The organism is Herminiimonas sp. (assembly GCF_030655415.1).
The window spans coordinates 682,928-702,152 of the sequence record NZ_JAURVN010000014.1 but is presented as its reverse complement, the minus strand read 5'-3'; the positions used below and the strand labels follow the sequence as shown (position 1 = coordinate 702,152).

Sequence of the window (19,225 nt, the reverse complement as noted above, 5' to 3'; positions counted from 1 at the left end):
GTTATTCAGAATTTTGCTGATTTAGGGAGAAATAGATGAGTGCAATTGTTGACATCATAGGCCGTGAAATTATTGATTCACGCGGCAATCCAACCGTGGAATGCGATGTACTGCTGGAATCCGGCGTCATGGGTCGTGCTTCGGTACCGTCAGGCGCATCGACCGGTTCGCGTGAAGCGATCGAATTGCGCGATGGCGACAAGAGCCGCTATTTCGGCAAAGGCGTATTGAAAGCCTGCGAATACATCAATACAGAAATCTCTGAAGCGATCATGGGCCTGGATGCGAACGAACAAGCATTCCTCGACCGCACCTTGATCGACCTGGACGGTACCGACAACAAAGCTCGCCTGGGCGCGAACGCAACGTTGGCAGTCTCGATGGCAGTTGCAAAAGCAGCCGCTGAAGAATCCGGCTTGCCGCTGTATCGCTACTTCGGCGGTTCAGGCGCAATGCAAATGCCCGTGCCGATGATGAACGTCATCAACGGTGGTGCACACGCCAACAACAATCTTGATCTGCAAGAATTCATGATCATTCCAGTTGGCGCACCTAGCTTCCGCGAAGCGTTGCGTTGGGGCGCTGAAGTGTTCCACACACTGAAAAAAATCCTCAACGACAAAGGCTTGCCGACGTCAGTTGGTGATGAAGGCGGTTTCGCACCTTCGGTTGAAAATCACGAAGCCGCAATCAAACTGATCTTGCAAGCGATTGAAGAAGCCGGCTATGAGCCAGGTACGCAAATCGCATTGGGTCTGGATTGTGCAGCCAGCGAATTCTACAAAGACGGCAAATACAAACTCGAAGGCGAAGGCCTGACCTTGTCGAGCGCTGACTTCACCAATCTGCTGGCAACCTGGTGCGACAAATATCCTATCATCTCGATCGAAGACGGCATGGCCGAAAACGACTGGGAAGGTTGGGCAACCTTGACCGCAGCTCTGGGCAAAAAAGTGCAATTGGTCGGCGACGATCTGTTCGTCACCAATACCAAGATTCTGCGCGAAGGTATTGATAAAGGCATCGCCAATTCGATCCTGATCAAGATCAACCAAATCGGTACGCTGACAGAAACATTTGCAGCGATTGAAATGGCAAAACGTGCTGGTTACACCGCCGTGATCTCGCATCGCTCAGGTGAAACTGAAGATTCGACGATTGCTGATATCGCGGTTGGCACTAATTCCCTGCAAATCAAAACCGGCTCGATGTCGCGTTCGGATCGCATGGCGAAGTACAACCAGTTGCTGCGTATTGAAGAAGATCTGGGCGATATCGCCAGCTATCCTGGTCGTAGTGCGTTTTACAATTTGAAGTAATCCCTTTACGGTCATGCGGCTTTGCTGCATGACCGGATTTGCCGTGTAAATGTCCGATGCGCCTCATCATTCTCTGTCTCGCTGCACTCGTTGTGCTGATTCAGTACCCGCTGTGGTTGGGCAAGGGTGGATGGTTGCGCGTATGGGATCTGGACCAGCAAGTCGTCGCTGCACAAAAGAAGAACGATGATTTAAGAGCGCGCAATGCGAAGCTTAATTCTGAAGTGCAGGATTTGAAGGAAGGTACAGGCGCAGTTGAAGAACGTGCGCGTTACGAGTTGGGCATGATCAAGGAAAACGAAATCTTCGTGCAAGTTCTTGATCCGAACAAGAAGTCGAACTTCGTTTCTATCCCGCCGCCGAAGATTGAGCCTAAAGAAAAGCACTGAATAATTTTTGCCCGTAAAAAACGCGCTTGATGAAGCGCGTTTTTTTATTGCCCGGATATTTCTATCAGTGCTTGATAGGGCTGGCCGCAATCAGGGTTTCTACCGGCGCTTCAGTTGTGAACAGATGCGCGCAATCTACCGGATCAAATTCATAATGCTGACCGCAGAAATCGCAATCGACTGCGAGTTTGCCTAACTCTTCCAGCGCTGAATTTACTTCTTCCTGCCCCAGCATTTGCAGCATGGTGCCGACTTTTTCGCGGGTACACGTGCACAGAAAATGCGGATGTTGCGGATCGAAAACACGGATGGTTTCTTCCCAGAATAAACGTCGCATCAGGGTCTTGACATCGGTCGACATCATCTCTTCCGGACGCAAGGTGGATGCGAGCATCACTGCGCGATCCCAGGTTGCCAGATCGTTTTCTGTATCAATCACGATGCCGCCTTCATGCGGCAGTTTTTGCAGCAGCAAGCCGCGTGAGACTTCACTATCAGCAGCGAGCCACAGCTTGGTATCGAGTTGTTCCGAACGCAGCATGTAGTTTTCAATCACGGTCGCGACAGTATCGCCATCGAGCGGTACGATACCTTGATAGGCTTGCTGGCCCGGCAATTTATCTTTTGGATCCAGCGTGATGACGAAGCGGCCTTGGCCTTTTACGTTCACCAGTTCTGGTAGCGTGGCGTCGTCGCTGACAACGGCATTGTCTGCCAGCTTGGCAGTCGCACGCATGTTCAGATCCGAATCGCATTCCACGACCAACAAACGCAATGGACCATCGCCATATATTTGCATGATGATGGCGCCGTTAAATTTCAGGTTGGCCGAGAGCAGGGCGGTCGCCGCCAGCATTTCGCCGAGTACCGTTTTCACTGGCTGTGGGTAATCGCGGCGTGCTTGTACTTGCTTCCATGTTTCGGAAACATCCACCAGTTCGCCCCGTACAGTCGCGTCTTCAAACACGAACTTTTGCATTGTGTCAGCCATGCTTTATCCTATTTTCTTCAATGTATTTTTAAACTCGCGACTACGCGTCACGTAACTGTCTGCGATTCTGCGAAGGTTGGCGATGTCGCTCTCGCTCAGAGTCCGAACCACCCGCGCGGGCGTGCCGAGTATCAGCGAGTTGTCCGGAAATTCCTTGCCTTCTGTGACCAATGCACCGGCACCGACCAGGCAGTTTTTACCTATTTTTGCACCATTCAAAATGACGGCTTGAATACCGATCAACGATCCTTCGCCAACGGTGCAACCGTGAATCATCGCTTGATGTCCAACGCTGACATTGTCGCCAAGCACCAGCGGAAAACCGGGATCGGCATGCAGTACGGTGCCTTCCTGCAAATTGCAGTTTTCGCCGATGGTGATGTCTTCGTTATCGCCACGCACCGTTACTTGAAACCAGACACTGGAATTAGCTTTGATCGTGACGCGTCCCACCACCGTTGCTGAATCAGTAATGTAGGCAGATGGCGCGATGTCAGGAATGTGTTCGCCTAATTGGTAGATAGCCATGAGTTCAGTAAAATGGGTGAGGGCTGAGTCAGCTTGCTGATAGCGTTGATGCGCTAAATTCCAGCAATCCATGCAAATGGGGTCAAATAGCAGAAATGGAAGGGGCTTTTCCGCCACAATGCGATCTCTAGCTGCGCTTCCGCCTGCAAAGGCATTATTTTACGTCACTCACATGAATAGTCCCCACCTTACTAGTCCGACCGGCATCACGGAATTGCGCGCGCTCGCACTGCAATGGGTGAGCGAGACCGATCCATCTCGCAAAGCGCAGGGCACGATTGCCATGGCGACAAGCTGGCAGGCCGGTGAGTTGTCGTTGGATACAGCGCAGCCATTGGTGGCGCAACAGTCTATTCCGGGACGGCCGAGCAAACCTGAACTGATCTCGCCGAAGTTTGTAAAACATCGCTCCATGCTGACGGTAGAAGGCCGCGCCGCGATGATTCATGCGCTGACGCATATTGAATTCAATGCGATCAATCTTGCCTTGGATGCGATATGGCGTTTTGCCGATATGCCGCGCGCTTACTACGCAGACTGGCTGAAAGTAGCGGGCGAGGAAGCTTTGCACTTTTCGTTATTGGCCGCACATCTGCAGACGCTAGGTTTTCAATATGGCGATTTCCCGGCGCATGACAGCATGTGGGAAATGGCGGATAAAACCAGTGGCGATATTTTGGCTCGTATGGCGCTGGTACCGCGTACGTTGGAGGCACGTGGACTGGATGCCACGCCGAGGACGCGGGCCAAGCTGGCGCAGGCCGGCGACCATCCAGCGGCGGCGATTCTGGACATTATTTTGCGCGATGAAATTGGTCACGTCGCGATTGGCAATCATTGGTACAAAGTACTGTGCGATGAGCGCAATCTGGATCCGGTCGCGACCTATGCGACCTTGACCGTGCAATACAAAGCGCCTGTGCTGAAAGGCCCGTTTAATTTGCCTGCCAGACGCGCGGCTGGTTTTAGCGAGATCGAATTGACCGCGCTGACAGATGGCGTACCATCGGCCTCGGAACCAAAGTAGTTGTTAGTGTTACACCTTGTTACTGCATAGTTGAAACTTGATTAGAACTTGATAGTCAGATGGAAAGATTGCAATCAAGTTACCTTTTTAGGTGCTTGGCAATCGAATGCGCAAAGGTGCAAAAAGAGGGCAATAAACTGTCAAAGACGTTTGTTGGCTTCAAGCATTTCGCGTCACTTCAATTTATAAAAAGGGAAAATCATGAATTCAAGCAAAACTCTCACCTCTATACTTGCCGCTACTGTGTTGATCGCAGGTTTGGCTGCCTGCCAGAAAAAAGAAGATGTCGCTATCGATAAAGGCCCAGCAGAAACTGCGGGTCAAAAGATTGATCAGGCTGCAGCTACTGCAGGTCAAAAACTAGATGAAGCAGGTACCAAAATAGGTCAGGAAGCTCGCGAGGCAAAAGCTGAAGCTAGCAAAAGCGCCGCAAATGCGCAGGACGCAACTGGCAAGAAACTGGAAGAAACCGGTCAAAAAATGCAGGATTCTGCTAACAAGTAATGATGTAATCGCTAGCGCGCCGATGATTCGGATCATCGGCGCGCTTTCTTGTTAACAGGTCAGATTCTTGCCCATCCTGGCTCGACGTATTACAAGTTTTTAATCCGCATCTGCGATGAAGAACGCTGGTTTTTACATCCAAAATTCTGAATCCGACTTACTCTGGCTGCCGGGTAAAATGATGGCTTATCTTTTGTAAGTGCTGACAGAATTTTGAGCAGCTGCTTTCTTGTTATTACTCACTGCTTTCTATCTCATTTCACATGAAGTCTTCACGTTCGGAATTCCTGTCTATTCGTGGCATGCAATATCACATCCGACATTGGGGCGAAGAGCATGCGCCTAAGTTATTCATGCTGCATGGCTGGATGGATGTCTCTGCGTCATTTCAGTTTCTAGTCGATGCATTACAGCGCGATTGGCACGTGATTGCACCGGATTGGCGCGGCTTTGGCTTGAGTGAATATGCGACCGGCTCGTACTGGTTCCCTGATTATCTGGCCGATCTGGACGCGATACTGCAGCACTGTTCGCCCACTGTGCCTGTCAATTTATTGGGCCATAGTCTGGGTGCAAATGTCGCCAGTATTTACGCTGGTGTGCGTCCTGATCGGATCAAGCAACTCGTGATGCTGGAAGGCTTCGGCATGCCGGCCACGCAGCCTGACGAAGCACCGGCACGATACGCAAGATGGCTGGACGAAGTGCAGGGAAATCCGAATTTGCGCAGCTATGCAACGGCGCAGCAAGTTGCGCAACGCCTGCAAAAAAATAACCCGCGTTTAAGTGACGAGCGTACGGCCTTCCTGGCGCAACATTGGGCGACTAAAAATGAGGTAGGCACGTGGGATATTCAAGCCGATCCTTGGCATAAGCTACCCAATCCAAATTTGTATCGGGTGGAAGAAGTCATGGCATGTTGGCAAGCGGTGACTGCGGACGTACTGTGGGTCGAGGCAAAGAATAGTGAACTGTTGCCGCGTATGGGGTCCAATGAACAGGCGCGTGCAGAGATAGACAGGCGGCTTGCACATTTTCGTAACCTCACCAAACTAATGGTGGACGATGCGGGTCATATGCTGCAGCACGATCAACCTGAGATTGTGGCGCACGCGATAGATCAATGTCTTGAGTAAAAACCTGATATCTATCATTTTGCATTGCAACAAAAACGCGATTATCACGCGTACAATTGAAGCGTATTTTTGTTTTGACACTCTCTGCACACACAAGCATGCTGAACGCTGATCTCCATTGCCATTCCAATGTCTCCGACGGCATATTAACGCCGACGGCGCTCGCCACGCGTGCCAAGGAAAATGGCGTCGATGTGTGGGCGATGACAGATCACGATGAAGTCGGTGGACTTGCGGAAGCGCGCGCTGTTGCGAAGGCGCTGGATTTACCTTTCGTTCCCGGCGTAGAAATTTCCATCACATGGTCGGGCCAAACCGTTCATATCGTCGGTTTGCAAATCGACGAAACCAATCCACTGCTGGTGCAGGGACTTGCTGCGACTCGAGGCGGTCGTGAAGAACGTGCGCGTGAGATTTCCGCGCAACTTGAAGCAGCCGGCATTCCTGGTGCATTCGAAGGTGCGTTGAAGTTTGTTGGCAATCCGGATTTGATTTCACGCACTCATTTTGCTCGCTACATCATCGAACTAGGCTTGAGCAAAAACTTGCATGACGTCTTTGCCGATTATCTCGGTGAGGGAAAGCCTGGTTTCGTGCCGCACCGCTGGGCGACTTTGCAGAACGCGGTGGAATGGATACGCAGTGCTGGCGGCATCGCCGTCATTGCACATCCGGGCCGCTATAAATTCAGCGATCTTGCCTTTGATGCAATGTTTAGCGAGTTCAAGGATTTGGGCGGCGCGGCGATTGAAGTGACGACCGGTAGTCACACTGTCGATCAGTACGACTACTACGCAAAAGTTGCGAATAACTACGGCTTTCTGGCGTCGCGTGGTTCTGATTTCCACGGCCCGGGTGAATCGCGAGTCGATCTTGGCAAATTGCCACCTTTGCCATCCGGCGTAAAACCTGTTTGGCACGACTGGCAGATTTGAATTTTCCTGATGTCGCTGCATAGTGCAGCTTGTTGAATGAAGTCGCCTAATCAGTTATCTTGCGCTCTTGAAATTTCAGCCAACGTCCCTATTTATCAAACGCATCTAATTCCCTTTGGAGATTATTGAATGAAACGGATTTTCCTCTTCGTTGCAACGAATATTGCTGTCATCGCCGTGATGACGGTTGTGTTGTCGCTGCTGGGTGTGGATCGCTTTATTTCACAAGCCGGTCTGAACCTGCCTATGTTGCTGGTGTTCTCGCTGGTGGTTGGCTTTACCGGTTCCATCATCTCGCTGTTGATCAGCAAACCGATGGCGAAATGGTCGACCGGCGCGCGCGTGATCGATGCGCCTTCGTCGAGCACCGAGTTGTGGCTGATTGATTCCGTACACAAGTTGTCGGAGCGCGCAGGCATTGCGATGCCTGAAGTCGCTGTGTATGACGGCGAGCCAAATGCGTTCGCTACCGGCGCCTTCAAAAACTCAGCTCTGGTTGCGGTTTCGACCGGTCTGCTGCAAAGCATGACCAAGGAAGAAGTTGAAGCTGTCCTCGCGCATGAAGTTGCCCACGTCGCGAATGGCGATATGGTGACGATGACTTTGGTGCAAGGCGTGGTGAATACCTTCGTCGTGTTCCTGTCGCGCGTGGTTGGTTATTTTGTGGATCGCGCAATTTCACGCAACAACAATAGTGAAGGGCAGGGCATCGGTTATTTCGTTACCGTGATGGTGTGCCAGGTGGTATTCGGTATCGCCGCATCGGTGATCGTCGCATGGTTTTCGCGCCATCGTGAATTTCGTGCGGATGCCGGCGCGGCCAAATTGTTGGGCAGCCCGCAACCGATGATGAATGCGCTGGCGCGTTTGGGTGGTATCACGCCATCGAGTTTGCCGGAAGGCTTGGCGTCACTGGGCATTAACGATAAACCCGGATTCATGGCCTTGTTCTCCAGCCATCCACCGATAGAACAACGTATCGCTGCCTTGCGCGAAATTCGCTAATTTTGTAATAGACAGGCATACGACGGCGACCACATGGTCGCCGTAATTTTTGGATTTTTATACTTGGATTTTTATATTCAATGAGCCAATTTTTTCAAATACATCCAGATAATCCGCAGCAGCGCTTGATCAATCAAGCCGTGCAGATTATCAAAGAGGGCGGCATCGTCGCGTTGCCTACCGACTCTTGCTACGCACTGGTTTGTCATTTGGATGACAAGGATGCGGTGACGCGTTTGCGTCGAATACGTAACGTCGATGACAAACATCATCTGACTTTGCTATGCCGTGACTTGAGTGAAATCGCGCTGTATGCAAAAGTCGATAATCAGCAATATCGTTTGTTGAAAGCCGCGACGCCAGGTCCGTACACCTTTATTCTGGAAGCGACCAAGGAAGTACCGCGCCGCCTCAGCCATCCATCGCGCAAGACCATAGGTTTGCGTGTGCCAGAAAATCCGATTGTGTCTGCAGTGCTGGAAGAATTAGGGCAGCCTTTGCTCGGCACGACGCTGATTTTGCCAAATGAAGAAGAGCCATTGACCGATCCGGAAGAAGTGCGCGATCGTCTGGCCAAATTGGTTGATTTGGTGATCGATGGCGGTGCTTGCAGTTTGCAGCCGACCACCGTAATTGATTTGACCGGCCCTGAACCGGTATTGCAACGACAAGGGCGCGGCGATGCGTCTGCGTTCGGTCTTTAATTCGTTTTTTTAAATGAGGCTGGATGATGTGTTCAGCCTTCTTTTCTACTTTGCTTTTACGCTGCGTGTCCGTGAACAAGCTGCTGGGATGCAAGTGCTTTGTATGCAGCCGAAAATTGCAGTGCTCCCTCTGATAAAATCTTCCCCATGAACGAACTCATACAAACTTTTGCTGTTTATGCGTTGCCGATTGTCTTTGCGATCACGCTGCACGAAGCAGCGCATGCATATGCTGCCAAGTACTTCGGCGACACCACCGCTTATGCGCAAGGTCGCATGAGTTTGAATCCGATCAAACATATCGACCCGATCGGCACATTGCTGATTCCTATCGTGTTGTACTTTGTTGGTAGTCCGTTTTTGTTTGGCTATGCAAAACCAGTGCCGGTCAACTTCGGCAATCTGCGCAATCCGAAAAAGCAGATGGCTTTCGTCGCTCTCGCTGGTCCTCTGGCTAATCTGGTGATGGCGCTGATGTGGCTGGTACTGATCATCGTTTTGCATGGCCTCAATGCCAACGAAGAGTTTTTCATGCGTATGGCACAAGCCGGCGTGTTGACCAATCTGGTGATCTTTGCCTTCAATATGTTCCCGGTACCACCGCTGGATGGCGGGCGCATTGTGACCAGCATGCTGCCGCATAAATACGCGTATAAATTTGCGCAGTTGGAGCCGTATGGCTTTTTCATTGTGTTGGCGCTGATGTTTTTGAAAGTGCTGCACTTCTGGATGGTGCCAGTGATGGAAGGTGCGAAAGCTTTCTTGTTGTTGCTCGTTACTCCTCTTACTTTTTTCCTGAGCTGAGTTGATGTCTATCGACCGCGCGATGGGTTTGGGCTACAAGGCATGAGCACCACAGACAAAATTGCACCCGATTCACATTTGATTTCTTCGCCTTCGAATTGGGTGACGCGCTTTACGCATCTGATTCCATCTGGCGAAGTTCTGGATCTGGCATCTGGTGCCGGTCGTCACAGTCGCTGGCTGGCAGCGCAGGGATATCCTGTGCTGGCGGTTGATCGCAATGCCGATGCACTGGCCTTGGCTGCTGGTGCTGGCATTCAGACCCAGCAAGTGGATCTGGAAACCGGTAATCCCGAGCAAGACTGGCCGTTTGCCGCAGAGCGTTTTTCTGGCGTGGTCGTGGTGAACTATCTGCACAGACCACTTTGGAAGAAGATGATCGCAAGCCTCGCGCTAGACGGTATCTTGCTCTATGAAACCTTCGCTTTGGGGAACGAACAATTTGGCAAGCCATCCAATCCTGATTTCTTGTTGCGACAAGGTGAGTTGCTGGAAATCGCTCATAGTCACGGCTTGCAAGTAATTGCCTATGAAAATGGTTACATCGATACGCCAAAACCGGCGATGGTACAAAGAATTTGCGCCATCAAGAGCCGCCATAGAGCGTCGCCAGAAAATCTTCGTTTAATTTGATCTGGGCCTTAGCAAGACTGCACCACACAAGCGGGCGATCCGCTACAATCTAATATTCTCCAATTTTTCGTTCAGACACTATTATGATTCAGGGCAGCATAGTCGCAATCGTTACTCCCATGCACGCGGACGGCTCACTCGATTTGCCGGGTCTGCGCAAATTGATCGATTGGCATATCGCCGAAGGTACGGACGGCATCGTGATCGTCGGTACTACCGGTGAATCGCCTACCGTTTCGGTTGATGAACATTGCGAGCTGATTCGCGTCGCGGTTGACCATACCGCCAAGCGTATCCCTATCATTGCCGGCACAGGCGGTAACTCCACTTCAGAAGCAATTGAACTGACCCAGTTTGCCAAAGACGTGGGCGCGGATGCTTCGTTGCTGGTGGTTCCTTACTACAATCGCCCGACGCAAGAAGGCATGTATCAGCATTTCAAAAAAATCGCTGAAGCGGTTGATCTGCCGGCGATTTTATATAACGTCCCTGGCCGTACTGTCGCCGATATGGCGAATGAAACGATTCTGCGTCTAGCACAAGTTCCAGGCGTGATTGGCGTTAAAGATGCAACCGGCAACATCGCTCGTGGCGCAGACCTGATGCGTTTGAAACCAGCAGAATTTGCGGTTTATTCCGGCGACGATGCCACCGCAATGGCATTGATGTTTTGCGGCGCCAAAGGCAATATTTCAGTGACGGCAAACATTGCTCCACGCGGCATGCATGAACTTTGTGATGCAGCGATGAATCAACGCGTCGCCGAAGCAATCGCCATCAATAACAAGCTTTTCCCATTGCATAATAAGCTCTTCGTCGAACCGAACCCTGTTCCATTGAAATGGGCAATGGCAGAAATCGGTCTTATTCCACCAGGCATGCGTTTGCCTATCGTGCCGCTGGCTGCGGAATACCACGATATCGTGCGCGCGGCGATGCGTGAATCGGGTGTATTACAATAAGCCTCGATTTTAGCGTCGGCATCTGAAGTTACCTGCTGAACAGACTTTTTAAGTATTCACATTATTACTCGGAAGATTTCTTACATGGCTCAAAGCAGCTTCGCAAAACGTGGAATGATTTACGTGCTCGCGCTCACCGGCCTGGCTGGTTGCAGCTCCATTAATTCAATGCTGGAACCAGGTCGCATCGATTACAAAAGCGAGGTCAAAAAGACGCCTACGCTGGAAGTGCCGCCTGATCTGACACAACTGCAACGTGAAAATCGTTATGCATTGCCGGATTCCAATCGCGGCACAGCGACTGCGTCTGCCTACAACCAACAACAAACCACGCGTCCAGCCGAGCAGGCTGCGACCGTTGCGCCTAAGGCATTGTCGGATGTACGCGTAGAGCGCGATGGTTCGCAACGCTGGTTGGTCGTCAATCAGACGCCTGAAGTGTTGTGGCCGCAGATCAAGGATTTCTGGCAAGACAATGGTTTCCTGATCAGCCTCGATGCACCGCAAACCGGCGTGATGGAAACTGATTGGGCAGAAAACCGTGCAAAGATTCCGCAAGATTTCATCCGCAATTCGCTGGGCAAAATTTTCGACTCACTGTATTCAACCGGTGAACGCGATAAATTCCGTACCCGTCTTGAACGTCGTGGCGATGGCGCGACTGAAGTCTATGTCAGCCACCGTGGTGCCGAAGAAGTCTTGACCGGTACCGACAAGGAAACCACAGTCTGGACCGCACGTCCTTCTGATCCTGATCTGGAAGCTGAATTCCTGTCGCGTCTGATGATGCAATTGGGTGTTGAAGGTACGCGTGCCAAAGCCGCTGTAGCGAACGTCGCTGCGCAATCGTCGCGTGCAAAAATGATCAAGGGCGCGAACGGTAGTTACGTTCAAGTCGATGAAAGCTTTGATCGTGCATGGCGTCGTGTAGGTTTGGCGCTGGATCGCGTTGGTTTCACCGTTGAAGATCGCGACCGTACGCAAGGTTTGTACTTCGTACGCTATGTTGATCAAGGCGACGACGCCAAGAACACAGAGAAAAAAGGCTTCTTCAGCAATCTGTTCAGCTTCGGTGGTTCGAAAGCTGAAAAAGATAAGGCTGCTGCCCGTTATCGCATCTCCGTCAAAGGTGCCACCGATTCCAGCCAGATTTCTGTGTTGAACAACGATGGCAAACCGGAAGTGTCGAAAACCGGCGAAAGAATCCTGACTTTGTTGAATGAACAACTGAAGTAAGCGCGGACTTGATTCTTCCTGTGACTGTCGAGGTATGTAGGTGAAGTTTGCCAGTCTCGGCAGTGGCAGCGAAGGAAACGCCTTACTCATTTCTACCCAATCCGGCACGACCAACACAACGGTCATGCTGGATTGCGGCTTCGGCATTCGGGAAACCGAACGTCGTCTCGAACGACTCCACATGACGCCCGCTGATCTAAGCGGAATCATCGTTACTCACGAACATCAAGATCATATTGGCGGCGTATTCAAATTCGCGCGCCGTCATCGGCTACCGGTTTGGCTTACCTTCGGTACCTATCAAGCCACGCGTGATCGCTGCGAAGATGTTGCGATTCACTTTTGTCGCGATGGTGCCGCTTTTGCGATTGGCGATTTGGAGCTGTCACCGTACACCGTCCCGCATGATGCGCGCGAACCGGTGCAGTACGTGGCGAGCAATGGCGCGTTGAGGTTGGGTGTGTTGACTGACGCAGGTCATGCGACTGCGCATTTGATCGCCGCACTGGGCGCTTGCGATGCGTTGATGCTCGAATGCAATCATGACCGCCAGATGTTGCGCGATTCCAGCTACCCGCCATCACTGAAGCACCGCATAGGCGGTGATTACGGACATTTGTCGAATCAGACAGCTGGCGAAATCTTAAGCGAACTAAACAAGTCGCACTTGAAACGTATCGTCGGTGCGCATCTAAGTCTTAAAAACAATACGCCCGAGCTAGCACGGAACGCGTTGACAGACGTCGTGGCGGATAGCATCGAAGTGATGATTGCTTGTCAGGAAGAGGGATTTGGCTGGGTCGATGTTGCTGATAGATAGAGCTGGCAGTACTTCGAATATATTCTGATTGCAAAGTGAAAAGACATAAAAAAAGCCGACCCGAAGGTCGGCTTTTTCATCCAAGAAACTGGATTATTTTGCAGCTGGTGCTGGTTCAGCAGCAGGAGCAGCAGGTGCTGGCTCAGCAGCTGGTGCAGCAGGAGCAGCTTCAGCAGCAGGAGCAGCTGGTGCAGCAGGAGCAGCTTCAGCAGCTGGTGCAGCTGGAACGACAACTTCAACTGCTGGTGCAGGTGCTTCTTCTTTTTTCGAGCAAGCGGTCAAAGCGATAGCCAACAGGGATGCGAGCAACAGGGATTTTGTCATGATTATCTTTCAATAATGAGTCAGGGTTGATATTAAATTGCGATGAATAATTACCGGTAATTATCGCTCTATAGGTTGCTTCGTACGTAATTCGAACCAAATGCTGCGGTGCGATGAAACGAAACCTTCCTAACCGATAATTATAGCGCTTCTTTTTGCTTGTGACACAACACTTTTACATTTTGGTAAGTGTGGCACCTTGATAATATTTGTTTCCGGGCAAAACAGCACTGAGATGCCTGATTTCAGACGCTTGCCGGATTAATTACTTCCGGCAAGTTCGGGCTATTTACGCTATTGCAAAGTCAGCCAGCCGTCCTTGTACCAAGTATGCAGAGCCTCAACGATATCTTCAGATGCTGAGGCTACCATTGCATCCGTCAAAGCGCGCTCATTGGCTAACACTTGAAGAGTTGCCAAATCTTCAGGACCAACTTCAAAAGAAGTGCCATTGATAAAGACATAATTGTCGCGGTGCAGCATCTGGGTTTTACGCGATAGTTTTACGCCATTTTTCTTGGCTTTTTGCACAAAACGGGTGCTTGTCAAAAGCGGTTCCGGCGCGTCGAAAAAGATGTGTGCCTTGGGTTCGGATAAGTACTCACCCAAGAACAATGCGATATCTTCTTGCGTGAAGCTGACCTTGTTCAATTCGGCGCTAACGCGCGACAGCATGGTATTGCTGATTTCAGCTTTGTGTTTCGGTAACTTCAAATCAGGATCTGCATAGCGGCCAGGCAGGTCTATCGTTTCTATCATTGACTCGAGAAATGCCTCGCCCAGCTCTTGATATGACGGCGCGCGAAAGCCTATCGAATAAGTCATGCACTCATCCATTGCCACGCCTTCGTGCGCGTATTGCGGCGGCAGATACAGCATGTCGCCGGGAGCCAGAATGAATTCTTCTTCGGCTTTAAAATTCTTCAAGATCTTCAGTGGTACGTCCTCGACCAGTGTCAAATCAGTTTGCGCACTAATGCGCCAGCGCCTATGTCCGTGTGCTTGCAGCAGGAATACATCGTAAGAGTCAAAATGCGCACCGACTCCACCGGTTTCCGTCGCGTAGCTGATCATCAAATCGTCCAAACGGGCATCCGGCACAAAGTCGAATTGCCGCATCAAGGCATCAACAGATTCATCAACCAGATTCACCCCTTGCACCAGTAGCGTCCAGTTTTTCTGCGTCAATGGTGGAACTTGCTCAAAAGGGCCGTTGTCCATCTTCCAGTGCCGCTTTTCGTGCGTGATCAAGCGCGATTCAACATCGTCGCGTTGCACCAGATCGAACAATTCTTCGCGCGACAGCAGCGCTTTAAAATCTGGAATGGCTTGGCGAATCACCAGTGGTTTTTTGTGCCAATAATCGCGCAAGAATTCTGTAGCGGTAATACCGCCTAAAAGAGTCAATTTTTTCATGGCGTCATTATATAGGCTGGCCTTCCAGCGCAGAAGCAAGGTATTCATCTGATATCGTCACGGGTATAATGGCGACCACACAAAATGAAAGGATCATCATGAAGATTGCCAAAAATACGGTCGTGACCGTTGATTACACATTGTCAGACGCGCAAGGCGATTTGATTGAAGAAAGCCGTGACCCGATGGTCTACCTGCACGGTGGCTATGAAAACACTCTGCCTAAGATCGAAGAAGCATTGGACGGCAAGGAAGTTGGTTTTGAAGACACGATCCAGGTTGAGCCGCAAGATGCATTCGGCGACTACGATCCTAACTTGGTAAAAATCGAACCACGTGGCCGTCTGCCTACACCGTTGGAAGTTGGTATGCAATTCGAAGGTTCGCCGGAAACAGAAGATGAAGATGAACAACCGTTGATCTTCACAGTGACCGATATTGCGGACGACAAAGTTGTGTTGGATGGCAATCATCCGCTGGCAGGTATGGCTTTGCGCTTTACGTTGAAAGTAACCGACGTACGTGAAGCAACCGAAGAAGAAATCGCACATGAACACGTACATGGTGCGCATGGTCATCATCACGGCGTGGAAGATGACGACGGCGAAGAAGGCGATCATTTCCGTACGCACCCGATTCATTAATCGTTGAGGGTAGTCTGTTTGAAAGAACAGATTAGTAAATAAAAAAAGGATGCGTTCAACGCATCCTTTTTTATTTTGAAGTTCTTTTTTATCGGGTTATTTCATAGTGCCTTGGATGCGCAATCTTAGCGACGCGCTGCCTGCGTAGCTACAGCTGGATTCTTCATTGCGAACAACTGCGGCTGCGCAGGATCTACCGTAATCTTGATCCACGGCGCTTCGGTGTGTAGCGTGCCGATGTTGCCTTTCCAATCGATACCTGTGGCGTTGGACATGCGACGCGCGTCGAGATCGCTATGCACAATCAGAATCTTGCCCTGAAATTTTCCTGCAAATGCAGCGATCTGTTTTTGGATATCGGCAAAGCCTTCGCGTTTGCTGGCTGATGAGAAAAACGATGAATGTTCAACATGCACCAGTGGATTACCGTCACAGAAAATCACAACACCATCCAGCTTGCTGATTTTTGCTGTGAGAAAAATGCGCTTGAGCCAGTCGTTGTTGGCGATTTGCCGATCTTCGAATTCGCTATTGCGACCGGCTGCATTCTGAAAATTATTATTGTTTGAAGGCAGATTAACTGTCGCAAACATCACGTCGCCTATGCGCCAGTGCATGTTCTCCGCATACACGCGAAATTTCGGCATCGTGGATTGATGCACCAACTGAATTTTGCTATCGCCAAAAGAGAATTCATCGGCAAAAAATACATCGCGTAAACGACTCAAGCGCTCAGCGGAAATAGAGCGATTCTTGGCGTTGACGCATTGTGCCCAGTCACTTGCTGTGATTGATACGATCAAACCGTTTTTTGCTTCATCGAACAGGCCGCGACGATTTTTATAAACATCATCACTACAGCTTTCATCACCGGCCTTGACGCCGTTCGCGACAACAAAGGCGAGGTTATCTGCATCGCTTTCGGCAATCGCATCGCGCACCATGTTTTCTCCCGCTGCTGCCTTGAGCGGTTTGGCGATTACGCCAAAACTAAACGGGCCGGACTGCGTGCTGTGCGCAAACAAAGGCTGCAGCAACGCAAAAGTCATCAGCAAGGGAGCTACATATTTCTTCATTCTTTATGCTGATTGCTCAGTTCCTTCAGTCTGTAAAGTGCGTCCAATGCATCGCGTGGCGACAAGGTGTCTGGATTGATGTCTGCAAGTGCATCTTCAACCAAGGACGGCTTTGCAAAATCTTCGTCATCGCTTGCTGTTGTGGCTGTACCCGAATCGGCAAACAAATCGAACTGCGGTGTCGTCTGCATCGAACTGGCTTCCAGCGATGCCAGATGTTTGCGTGCCGCGCGTATTACTGTTTGCGGCACACCAGCTAACTGAGCGACCTGCAAGCCATAGCTTTGTGACGCAGGGCCTGCTTCCACCGCATGCAGAAAAACAATCTTGTCTTTGTGTTCAACCGCCGATAAATGCACGTTGGCGGCTGATGAATGGACATCTGGCAACTGCGTCAGTTCAAAATAATGCGTGGCAAACAAGGTAAAGCTGCGTGTCGTGTCAATCAAATGCTTGGCAATCGCCCACGCCAGCGCGAGGCCGTCGAAGGTCGATGTGCCGCGGCCGACTTCATCCAGCAGCACCAGAGAATTCTCGGTAGCGCCATTTAAAATCGCGGCCGACTCTGTCATTTCCACCATGAAAGTAGAGCGACCACCGGCCAGATCATCGGCTGCACCGATACGCGTGAAGATGCGATCGATAGGTCCGATAGAAGCACTGGCCGCCGGTACAAAGCTGCCTACATAAGCGAGCAAAGTAATCAACGCAACCTGACGCATGTAAGTCGATTTACCACCCATGTTCGGGCCGGTAATCAGCAGCAGTTTACTTTCATCGCTCAACAGACAATCGTTAGCGATGAAGCGTTCGATATGATTTTCTACAACCGGGTGACGGCCTTGTTCGATCTTGATCATAGGATCAGCGACCAATTGTGGCGCGCACCAGTTGTGACGCAAGGCATGTTCCGTCAGAGCGACTAGCGTATCGAGTTGCGCCAGCGCATGCGCGATGTTTTGTAGCGTAGCAATGTGCTGTGCCATTTGCTGCAGCACTTGGTCGTACAGATATTTTTCTCTAGACAGCGCACGTTCTTGCGCGGACAAGGCCTTGTCTTCAAATGCTTTCAGTTCGGGCGTGATGTAGCGCTCGGCGTTTTTCAAGGTTTGGCGCCGGCGGTAATCGTCTGGCACCTTGTCGGTTTGACCGTGCGTCACTTCGATGTAAAAACCGTGCACCTTGTTGTACTCGACGCGCAAATTATTGATACCTGTGCGTGCTCGTTCGCGTGTTTCCAGATCGACTAAAAATTGCCCGGCGTTTTCTGATAAGCCGCGTAGTTCATCCAGTTCGGCATCGTAGCCGTACGCGATTACGCCGCCATCGCGGACCATCGCGGCAGGCTCCATCGCAATTGAACGTTCAACCAAGTCTAAACATTCATTAGGCGTCGCCAGCGCGTCGTGTATCGTTTTCAGCAAAGGCGCATCGGCATCCTTGTTGCACATCGATACGTAAGCGCGCAATGACGGCAATTGTTGCAAGCCGCCGCGCATACCGGCCAGATCGCGTGGGCGTGCAGACTGTAGGGCGATGCGTGTGGTGATGCGTTCTACGTCAGGTACCGATGCCAATGTGGAAGAAATACCGGTGCATGCATCAGCACGCATCAATGCGTTGATCGCTGCGTGACGTGCGCGCGCGACTGCTTGATCACGGCGTGCATGATGCAACCAATGACGCAGCAAGCGTGAACCCATCGCGGTGCGGCAATGATCGAGCAGCGAAAAGAGGGTCCCTGAATTGGCATCTTGGCCGCGTATGGTTTCTGTCAGTTCAAGGTTGCGACGCGTGGCAGCATCGAGGCCGATGAATTCATTTTCTGTTTCTACCGTCAGCGTGCGCACATGCTGCAGGCCTTTGCCTTGCGTAGCTTGTGCATAACGCAATAATGCGCCGGTAGCGCCTATGGCCGCGGTGAGATTCTCCGCGCCGAAGCCGGTGAGGGCGGCAACATTCAATTGTTCGTACAAAGCTTTTGTACCGTGTGCGATATCGAAGTGCCAGTCAGGAGCGGTCGTGTTTTTTACAAAGGCGAATTCATTAAATAGATCGTTGACGTTGCCGGGCAATAAAATTTCTGCCGGTGCGATACGTTCCAGTTCATGCTTCAGACGCGTATCGGCATTTTCGGCATCAGTGGAAAACTCCATCAACTTCAAGGCGCCACTCGCCATCGATAACCACGCCATGCCGATGGTGACGGTTTTGCGTTGTGTGGTGCTGTAGAGCGCGAGCAAAGGTTGCTCGGATTTTTCCGGCAATAAATCGGAATCGCTCAGCGTGCCAGGAGTAATGACGCGCATGACCTTGCGTTCTACAGGTCCTTTGCTAGTCGCTGGATCGCCAATTTGTTCGCACACGGCGATGGATTCGCCGAGCTTTACCAACTTGGCTAAATATTGGTCGGCGGCGTGGAAAGGTACGCCAGCCATCTTGATCGGATTACCGTTGGATGTGCCGCGCGCGGTCAGCGTGATGCCCAGCAAGCGCGACGCTTTTTCCGCATCGTCAAAAAACAGTTCGTAGAAATCGCCCATACGAAAAAACAACAAGGTCGTTGGATGCTCGGCTTTGATGCGTAAATACTGCTGCATGTAGGGTGAATGCTGCGGTTTTTCTGCGATTTCTTTTTTTGTCATTGCGTTAAAAAGTTTGAATATTTTCGGCGACATTTACAGCGGTGTAATGCGCTTTAGGATGTCCTGATGCCGGGAGCGATTTGCAGCAGGCAGTATGGAGTATATATGGTGCAGTTTTCAATGAAAT

Annotated in this window: 20 protein-coding genes; 14 read left to right on the top strand and 6 right to left on the bottom strand. The window is 50.9% G+C overall.

The window, feature by feature from the left end; genetic code table 11:
* Positions 1-35 precede the first annotated feature (35 nt).
* Both eno and ftsB read left to right on the top strand, forming a co-directional pair.
* On the top strand, positions 36-1,319 hold the full coding sequence (gene eno / locus Q7T66_RS12560) for a phosphopyruvate hydratase (protein ID WP_304933652.1): 1,284 nt from the start codon (positions 36-38) through the stop codon (positions 1,317-1,319).
* Positions 1,320-1,375: 56 nt separating this feature from the next.
* On the top strand, positions 1,376-1,708 hold the full coding sequence (gene ftsB, locus Q7T66_RS12555; RefSeq protein ID WP_304933651.1) for a cell division protein FtsB: 333 nt from the start codon (positions 1,376-1,378) through the stop codon (positions 1,706-1,708).
* Positions 1,709-1,772: 64 nt separating this feature from the next.
* On the opposite strand, the gene hslO is transcribed toward ftsB, so the two are convergent.
* Both hslO and Q7T66_RS12545 read right to left on the bottom strand, forming a co-directional pair.
* Positions 1,773-2,699 carry an Hsp33 family molecular chaperone HslO gene (gene hslO / locus Q7T66_RS12550; protein WP_304933650.1) on the bottom strand — a complete coding sequence of 309 codons (927 nt, stop codon included), beginning with the start codon at positions 2,697-2,699 and terminating at the stop codon, positions 1,773-1,775.
* Positions 2,700-2,702: 3 nt separating this feature from the next.
* On the bottom strand, positions 2,703-3,227 hold the full coding sequence (locus Q7T66_RS12545; protein WP_304933649.1) for a gamma carbonic anhydrase family protein: 525 nt from the start codon (positions 3,225-3,227) through the stop codon (positions 2,703-2,705).
* Positions 3,228-3,399: 172 nt separating this feature from the next.
* Here Q7T66_RS12545 and Q7T66_RS12540 point away from each other — a divergent pair, with 172 nt between their 5' ends.
* The 11 genes from Q7T66_RS12540 (at position 3,400) to Q7T66_RS12490 (ending at position 12,993) form a co-directional block, all read left to right on the top strand.
* Positions 3,400-4,254 (top strand): ferritin-like domain-containing protein, encoded by an 855-nt coding sequence (locus Q7T66_RS12540; protein WP_304933648.1) that lies wholly within the window; start codon positions 3,400-3,402, stop codon positions 4,252-4,254.
* Between the two features lie 201 nt (positions 4,255-4,455).
* Positions 4,456-4,758, top strand: coding sequence for a hypothetical protein (locus Q7T66_RS12535; protein WP_304933647.1), 303 nt, complete (start codon positions 4,456-4,458; stop codon positions 4,756-4,758).
* Between the two features lie 263 nt (positions 4,759-5,021).
* Positions 5,022-5,894 carry an alpha/beta fold hydrolase gene (locus tag Q7T66_RS12530; protein ID WP_304933646.1) on the top strand — a complete coding sequence of 291 codons (873 nt, stop codon included), beginning with the start codon at positions 5,022-5,024 and terminating at the stop codon, positions 5,892-5,894.
* A 98-nt stretch (positions 5,895-5,992) separates the two neighbouring features.
* Complete coding sequence (locus tag Q7T66_RS12525) at positions 5,993-6,829, top strand: 3',5'-nucleoside bisphosphate phosphatase (RefSeq protein WP_304933645.1); 837 nt, start codon at positions 5,993-5,995, stop codon at positions 6,827-6,829.
* Between the two features lie 129 nt (positions 6,830-6,958).
* Positions 6,959-7,834, top strand: a complete 876-nt coding sequence (gene htpX / locus Q7T66_RS12520; RefSeq protein ID WP_304933644.1) for a protease HtpX — start codon at positions 6,959-6,961, stop codon at positions 7,832-7,834.
* Positions 7,835-7,914: 80 nt separating this feature from the next.
* Positions 7,915-8,538 carry an L-threonylcarbamoyladenylate synthase gene (locus tag Q7T66_RS12515; protein WP_304933643.1) on the top strand — a complete coding sequence of 208 codons (624 nt, stop codon included), beginning with the start codon at positions 7,915-7,917 and terminating at the stop codon, positions 8,536-8,538.
* Between the two features lie 147 nt (positions 8,539-8,685).
* On the top strand, positions 8,686-9,342 hold the full coding sequence (locus Q7T66_RS12510; RefSeq protein ID WP_304933642.1) for a site-2 protease family protein: 657 nt from the start codon (positions 8,686-8,688) through the stop codon (positions 9,340-9,342).
* Between the two features lie 42 nt (positions 9,343-9,384).
* Complete coding sequence (locus Q7T66_RS12505; RefSeq protein ID WP_304933641.1) at positions 9,385-9,975, top strand: bifunctional 2-polyprenyl-6-hydroxyphenol methylase/3-demethylubiquinol 3-O-methyltransferase UbiG; 591 nt, start codon at positions 9,385-9,387, stop codon at positions 9,973-9,975.
* An 83-nt stretch (positions 9,976-10,058) separates the two neighbouring features.
* Positions 10,059-10,937, top strand: coding sequence for a 4-hydroxy-tetrahydrodipicolinate synthase (gene dapA, locus Q7T66_RS12500; protein ID WP_304933640.1), 879 nt, complete (start codon positions 10,059-10,061; stop codon positions 10,935-10,937).
* A gap of 84 nt (positions 10,938-11,021) precedes the next feature.
* Positions 11,022-12,173: an outer membrane protein assembly factor BamC gene (gene bamC, locus Q7T66_RS12495; protein WP_304933639.1), complete on the top strand. Its 1,152-nt coding sequence runs from the start codon at positions 11,022-11,024 to the stop codon at positions 12,171-12,173.
* Positions 12,174-12,213: 40 nt separating this feature from the next.
* Positions 12,214-12,993 carry an MBL fold metallo-hydrolase gene (locus tag Q7T66_RS12490; protein WP_304933638.1) on the top strand — a complete coding sequence of 260 codons (780 nt, stop codon included), beginning with the start codon at positions 12,214-12,216 and terminating at the stop codon, positions 12,991-12,993.
* 93 nt (positions 12,994-13,086) lie between these two features.
* Here Q7T66_RS12490 and Q7T66_RS12485 read toward each other — a convergent pair whose 3' ends face one another.
* Together Q7T66_RS12485 and Q7T66_RS12480 are read right to left on the bottom strand one after the other, a co-directional pair.
* Entirely contained in the window at positions 13,087-13,317 is a 231-nt protein-coding gene (locus Q7T66_RS12485) for a hypothetical protein (protein ID WP_304933637.1), read from the bottom strand.
* 294 nt (positions 13,318-13,611) lie between these two features.
* Positions 13,612-14,733 carry a cupin domain-containing protein gene (locus tag Q7T66_RS12480; RefSeq protein WP_304933636.1) on the bottom strand — a complete coding sequence of 374 codons (1,122 nt, stop codon included), beginning with the start codon at positions 14,731-14,733 and terminating at the stop codon, positions 13,612-13,614.
* Positions 14,734-14,831: 98 nt separating this feature from the next.
* Here Q7T66_RS12480 and Q7T66_RS12475 point away from each other — a divergent pair, with 98 nt between their 5' ends.
* The gene (locus tag Q7T66_RS12475; protein ID WP_304933635.1) at positions 14,832-15,377 is read left to right on the top strand and encodes a peptidylprolyl isomerase; all 546 of its coding nucleotides are present in this window, start codon (positions 14,832-14,834) and stop codon (positions 15,375-15,377) included.
* A 125-nt stretch (positions 15,378-15,502) separates the two neighbouring features.
* Here Q7T66_RS12475 and Q7T66_RS12470 read toward each other — a convergent pair whose 3' ends face one another.
* Positions 15,503-16,453 carry a hypothetical protein gene (locus tag Q7T66_RS12470; protein ID WP_304933634.1) on the bottom strand — a complete coding sequence of 317 codons (951 nt, stop codon included), beginning with the start codon at positions 16,451-16,453 and terminating at the stop codon, positions 15,503-15,505.
* Entirely contained in the window at positions 16,450-19,098 is a 2,649-nt protein-coding gene (gene mutS, locus Q7T66_RS12465) for a DNA mismatch repair protein MutS (RefSeq protein WP_304933633.1), read from the bottom strand. The genes Q7T66_RS12470 and mutS overlap by 4 nt, the downstream gene beginning before the upstream one ends.
* Between the last annotated feature and the right edge of the window lie 127 nt (positions 19,099-19,225).

Bases quoted from the DNA above. Each gene is read 5' to 3' on its own strand.
- eno (WP_304933652.1), top strand. From the start codon at position 36: ATGAGTGCAATTGTTGACATCATAGGCCGTGAAATTATTGATTCACGC.
- ftsB (WP_304933651.1), top strand. From the start codon at position 1,376: ATGCGCCTCATCATTCTCTGTCTCGCTGCACTCGTTGTGCTGATTCAG.
- hslO (WP_304933650.1), bottom strand. From the start codon at position 2,699: ATGGCTGACACAATGCAAAAGTTCGTGTTTGAAGACGCGACTGTACGG.
- Q7T66_RS12545 (WP_304933649.1), bottom strand. From the start codon at position 3,227: ATGGCTATCTACCAATTAGGCGAACACATTCCTGACATCGCGCCATCT.
- Q7T66_RS12540 (WP_304933648.1), top strand. From the start codon at position 3,400: ATGAATAGTCCCCACCTTACTAGTCCGACCGGCATCACGGAATTGCGC.
- Q7T66_RS12535 (WP_304933647.1), top strand. From the start codon at position 4,456: ATGAATTCAAGCAAAACTCTCACCTCTATACTTGCCGCTACTGTGTTG.
- Q7T66_RS12530 (WP_304933646.1), top strand. From the start codon at position 5,022: ATGAAGTCTTCACGTTCGGAATTCCTGTCTATTCGTGGCATGCAATAT.
- Q7T66_RS12525 (WP_304933645.1), top strand. From the start codon at position 5,993: ATGCTGAACGCTGATCTCCATTGCCATTCCAATGTCTCCGACGGCATA.
- htpX (WP_304933644.1), top strand. From the start codon at position 6,959: ATGAAACGGATTTTCCTCTTCGTTGCAACGAATATTGCTGTCATCGCC.
- Q7T66_RS12515 (WP_304933643.1), top strand. From the start codon at position 7,915: ATGAGCCAATTTTTTCAAATACATCCAGATAATCCGCAGCAGCGCTTG.
- Q7T66_RS12510 (WP_304933642.1), top strand. From the start codon at position 8,686: ATGAACGAACTCATACAAACTTTTGCTGTTTATGCGTTGCCGATTGTC.
- Q7T66_RS12505 (WP_304933641.1), top strand. From the start codon at position 9,385: ATGAGCACCACAGACAAAATTGCACCCGATTCACATTTGATTTCTTCG.
- dapA (WP_304933640.1), top strand. From the start codon at position 10,059: ATGATTCAGGGCAGCATAGTCGCAATCGTTACTCCCATGCACGCGGAC.
- bamC (WP_304933639.1), top strand. From the start codon at position 11,022: ATGGCTCAAAGCAGCTTCGCAAAACGTGGAATGATTTACGTGCTCGCG.
- Q7T66_RS12485 (WP_304933637.1), bottom strand. From the start codon at position 13,317: ATGACAAAATCCCTGTTGCTCGCATCCCTGTTGGCTATCGCTTTGACC.
- Q7T66_RS12480 (WP_304933636.1), bottom strand. From the start codon at position 14,733: ATGAAAAAATTGACTCTTTTAGGCGGTATTACCGCTACAGAATTCTTG.
- Q7T66_RS12475 (WP_304933635.1), top strand. From the start codon at position 14,832: ATGAAGATTGCCAAAAATACGGTCGTGACCGTTGATTACACATTGTCA.
- Q7T66_RS12470 (WP_304933634.1), bottom strand. From the start codon at position 16,453: ATGAAGAAATATGTAGCTCCCTTGCTGATGACTTTTGCGTTGCTGCAG.
- mutS (WP_304933633.1), bottom strand. From the start codon at position 19,098: ATGACAAAAAAAGAAATCGCAGAAAAACCGCAGCATTCACCCTACATG.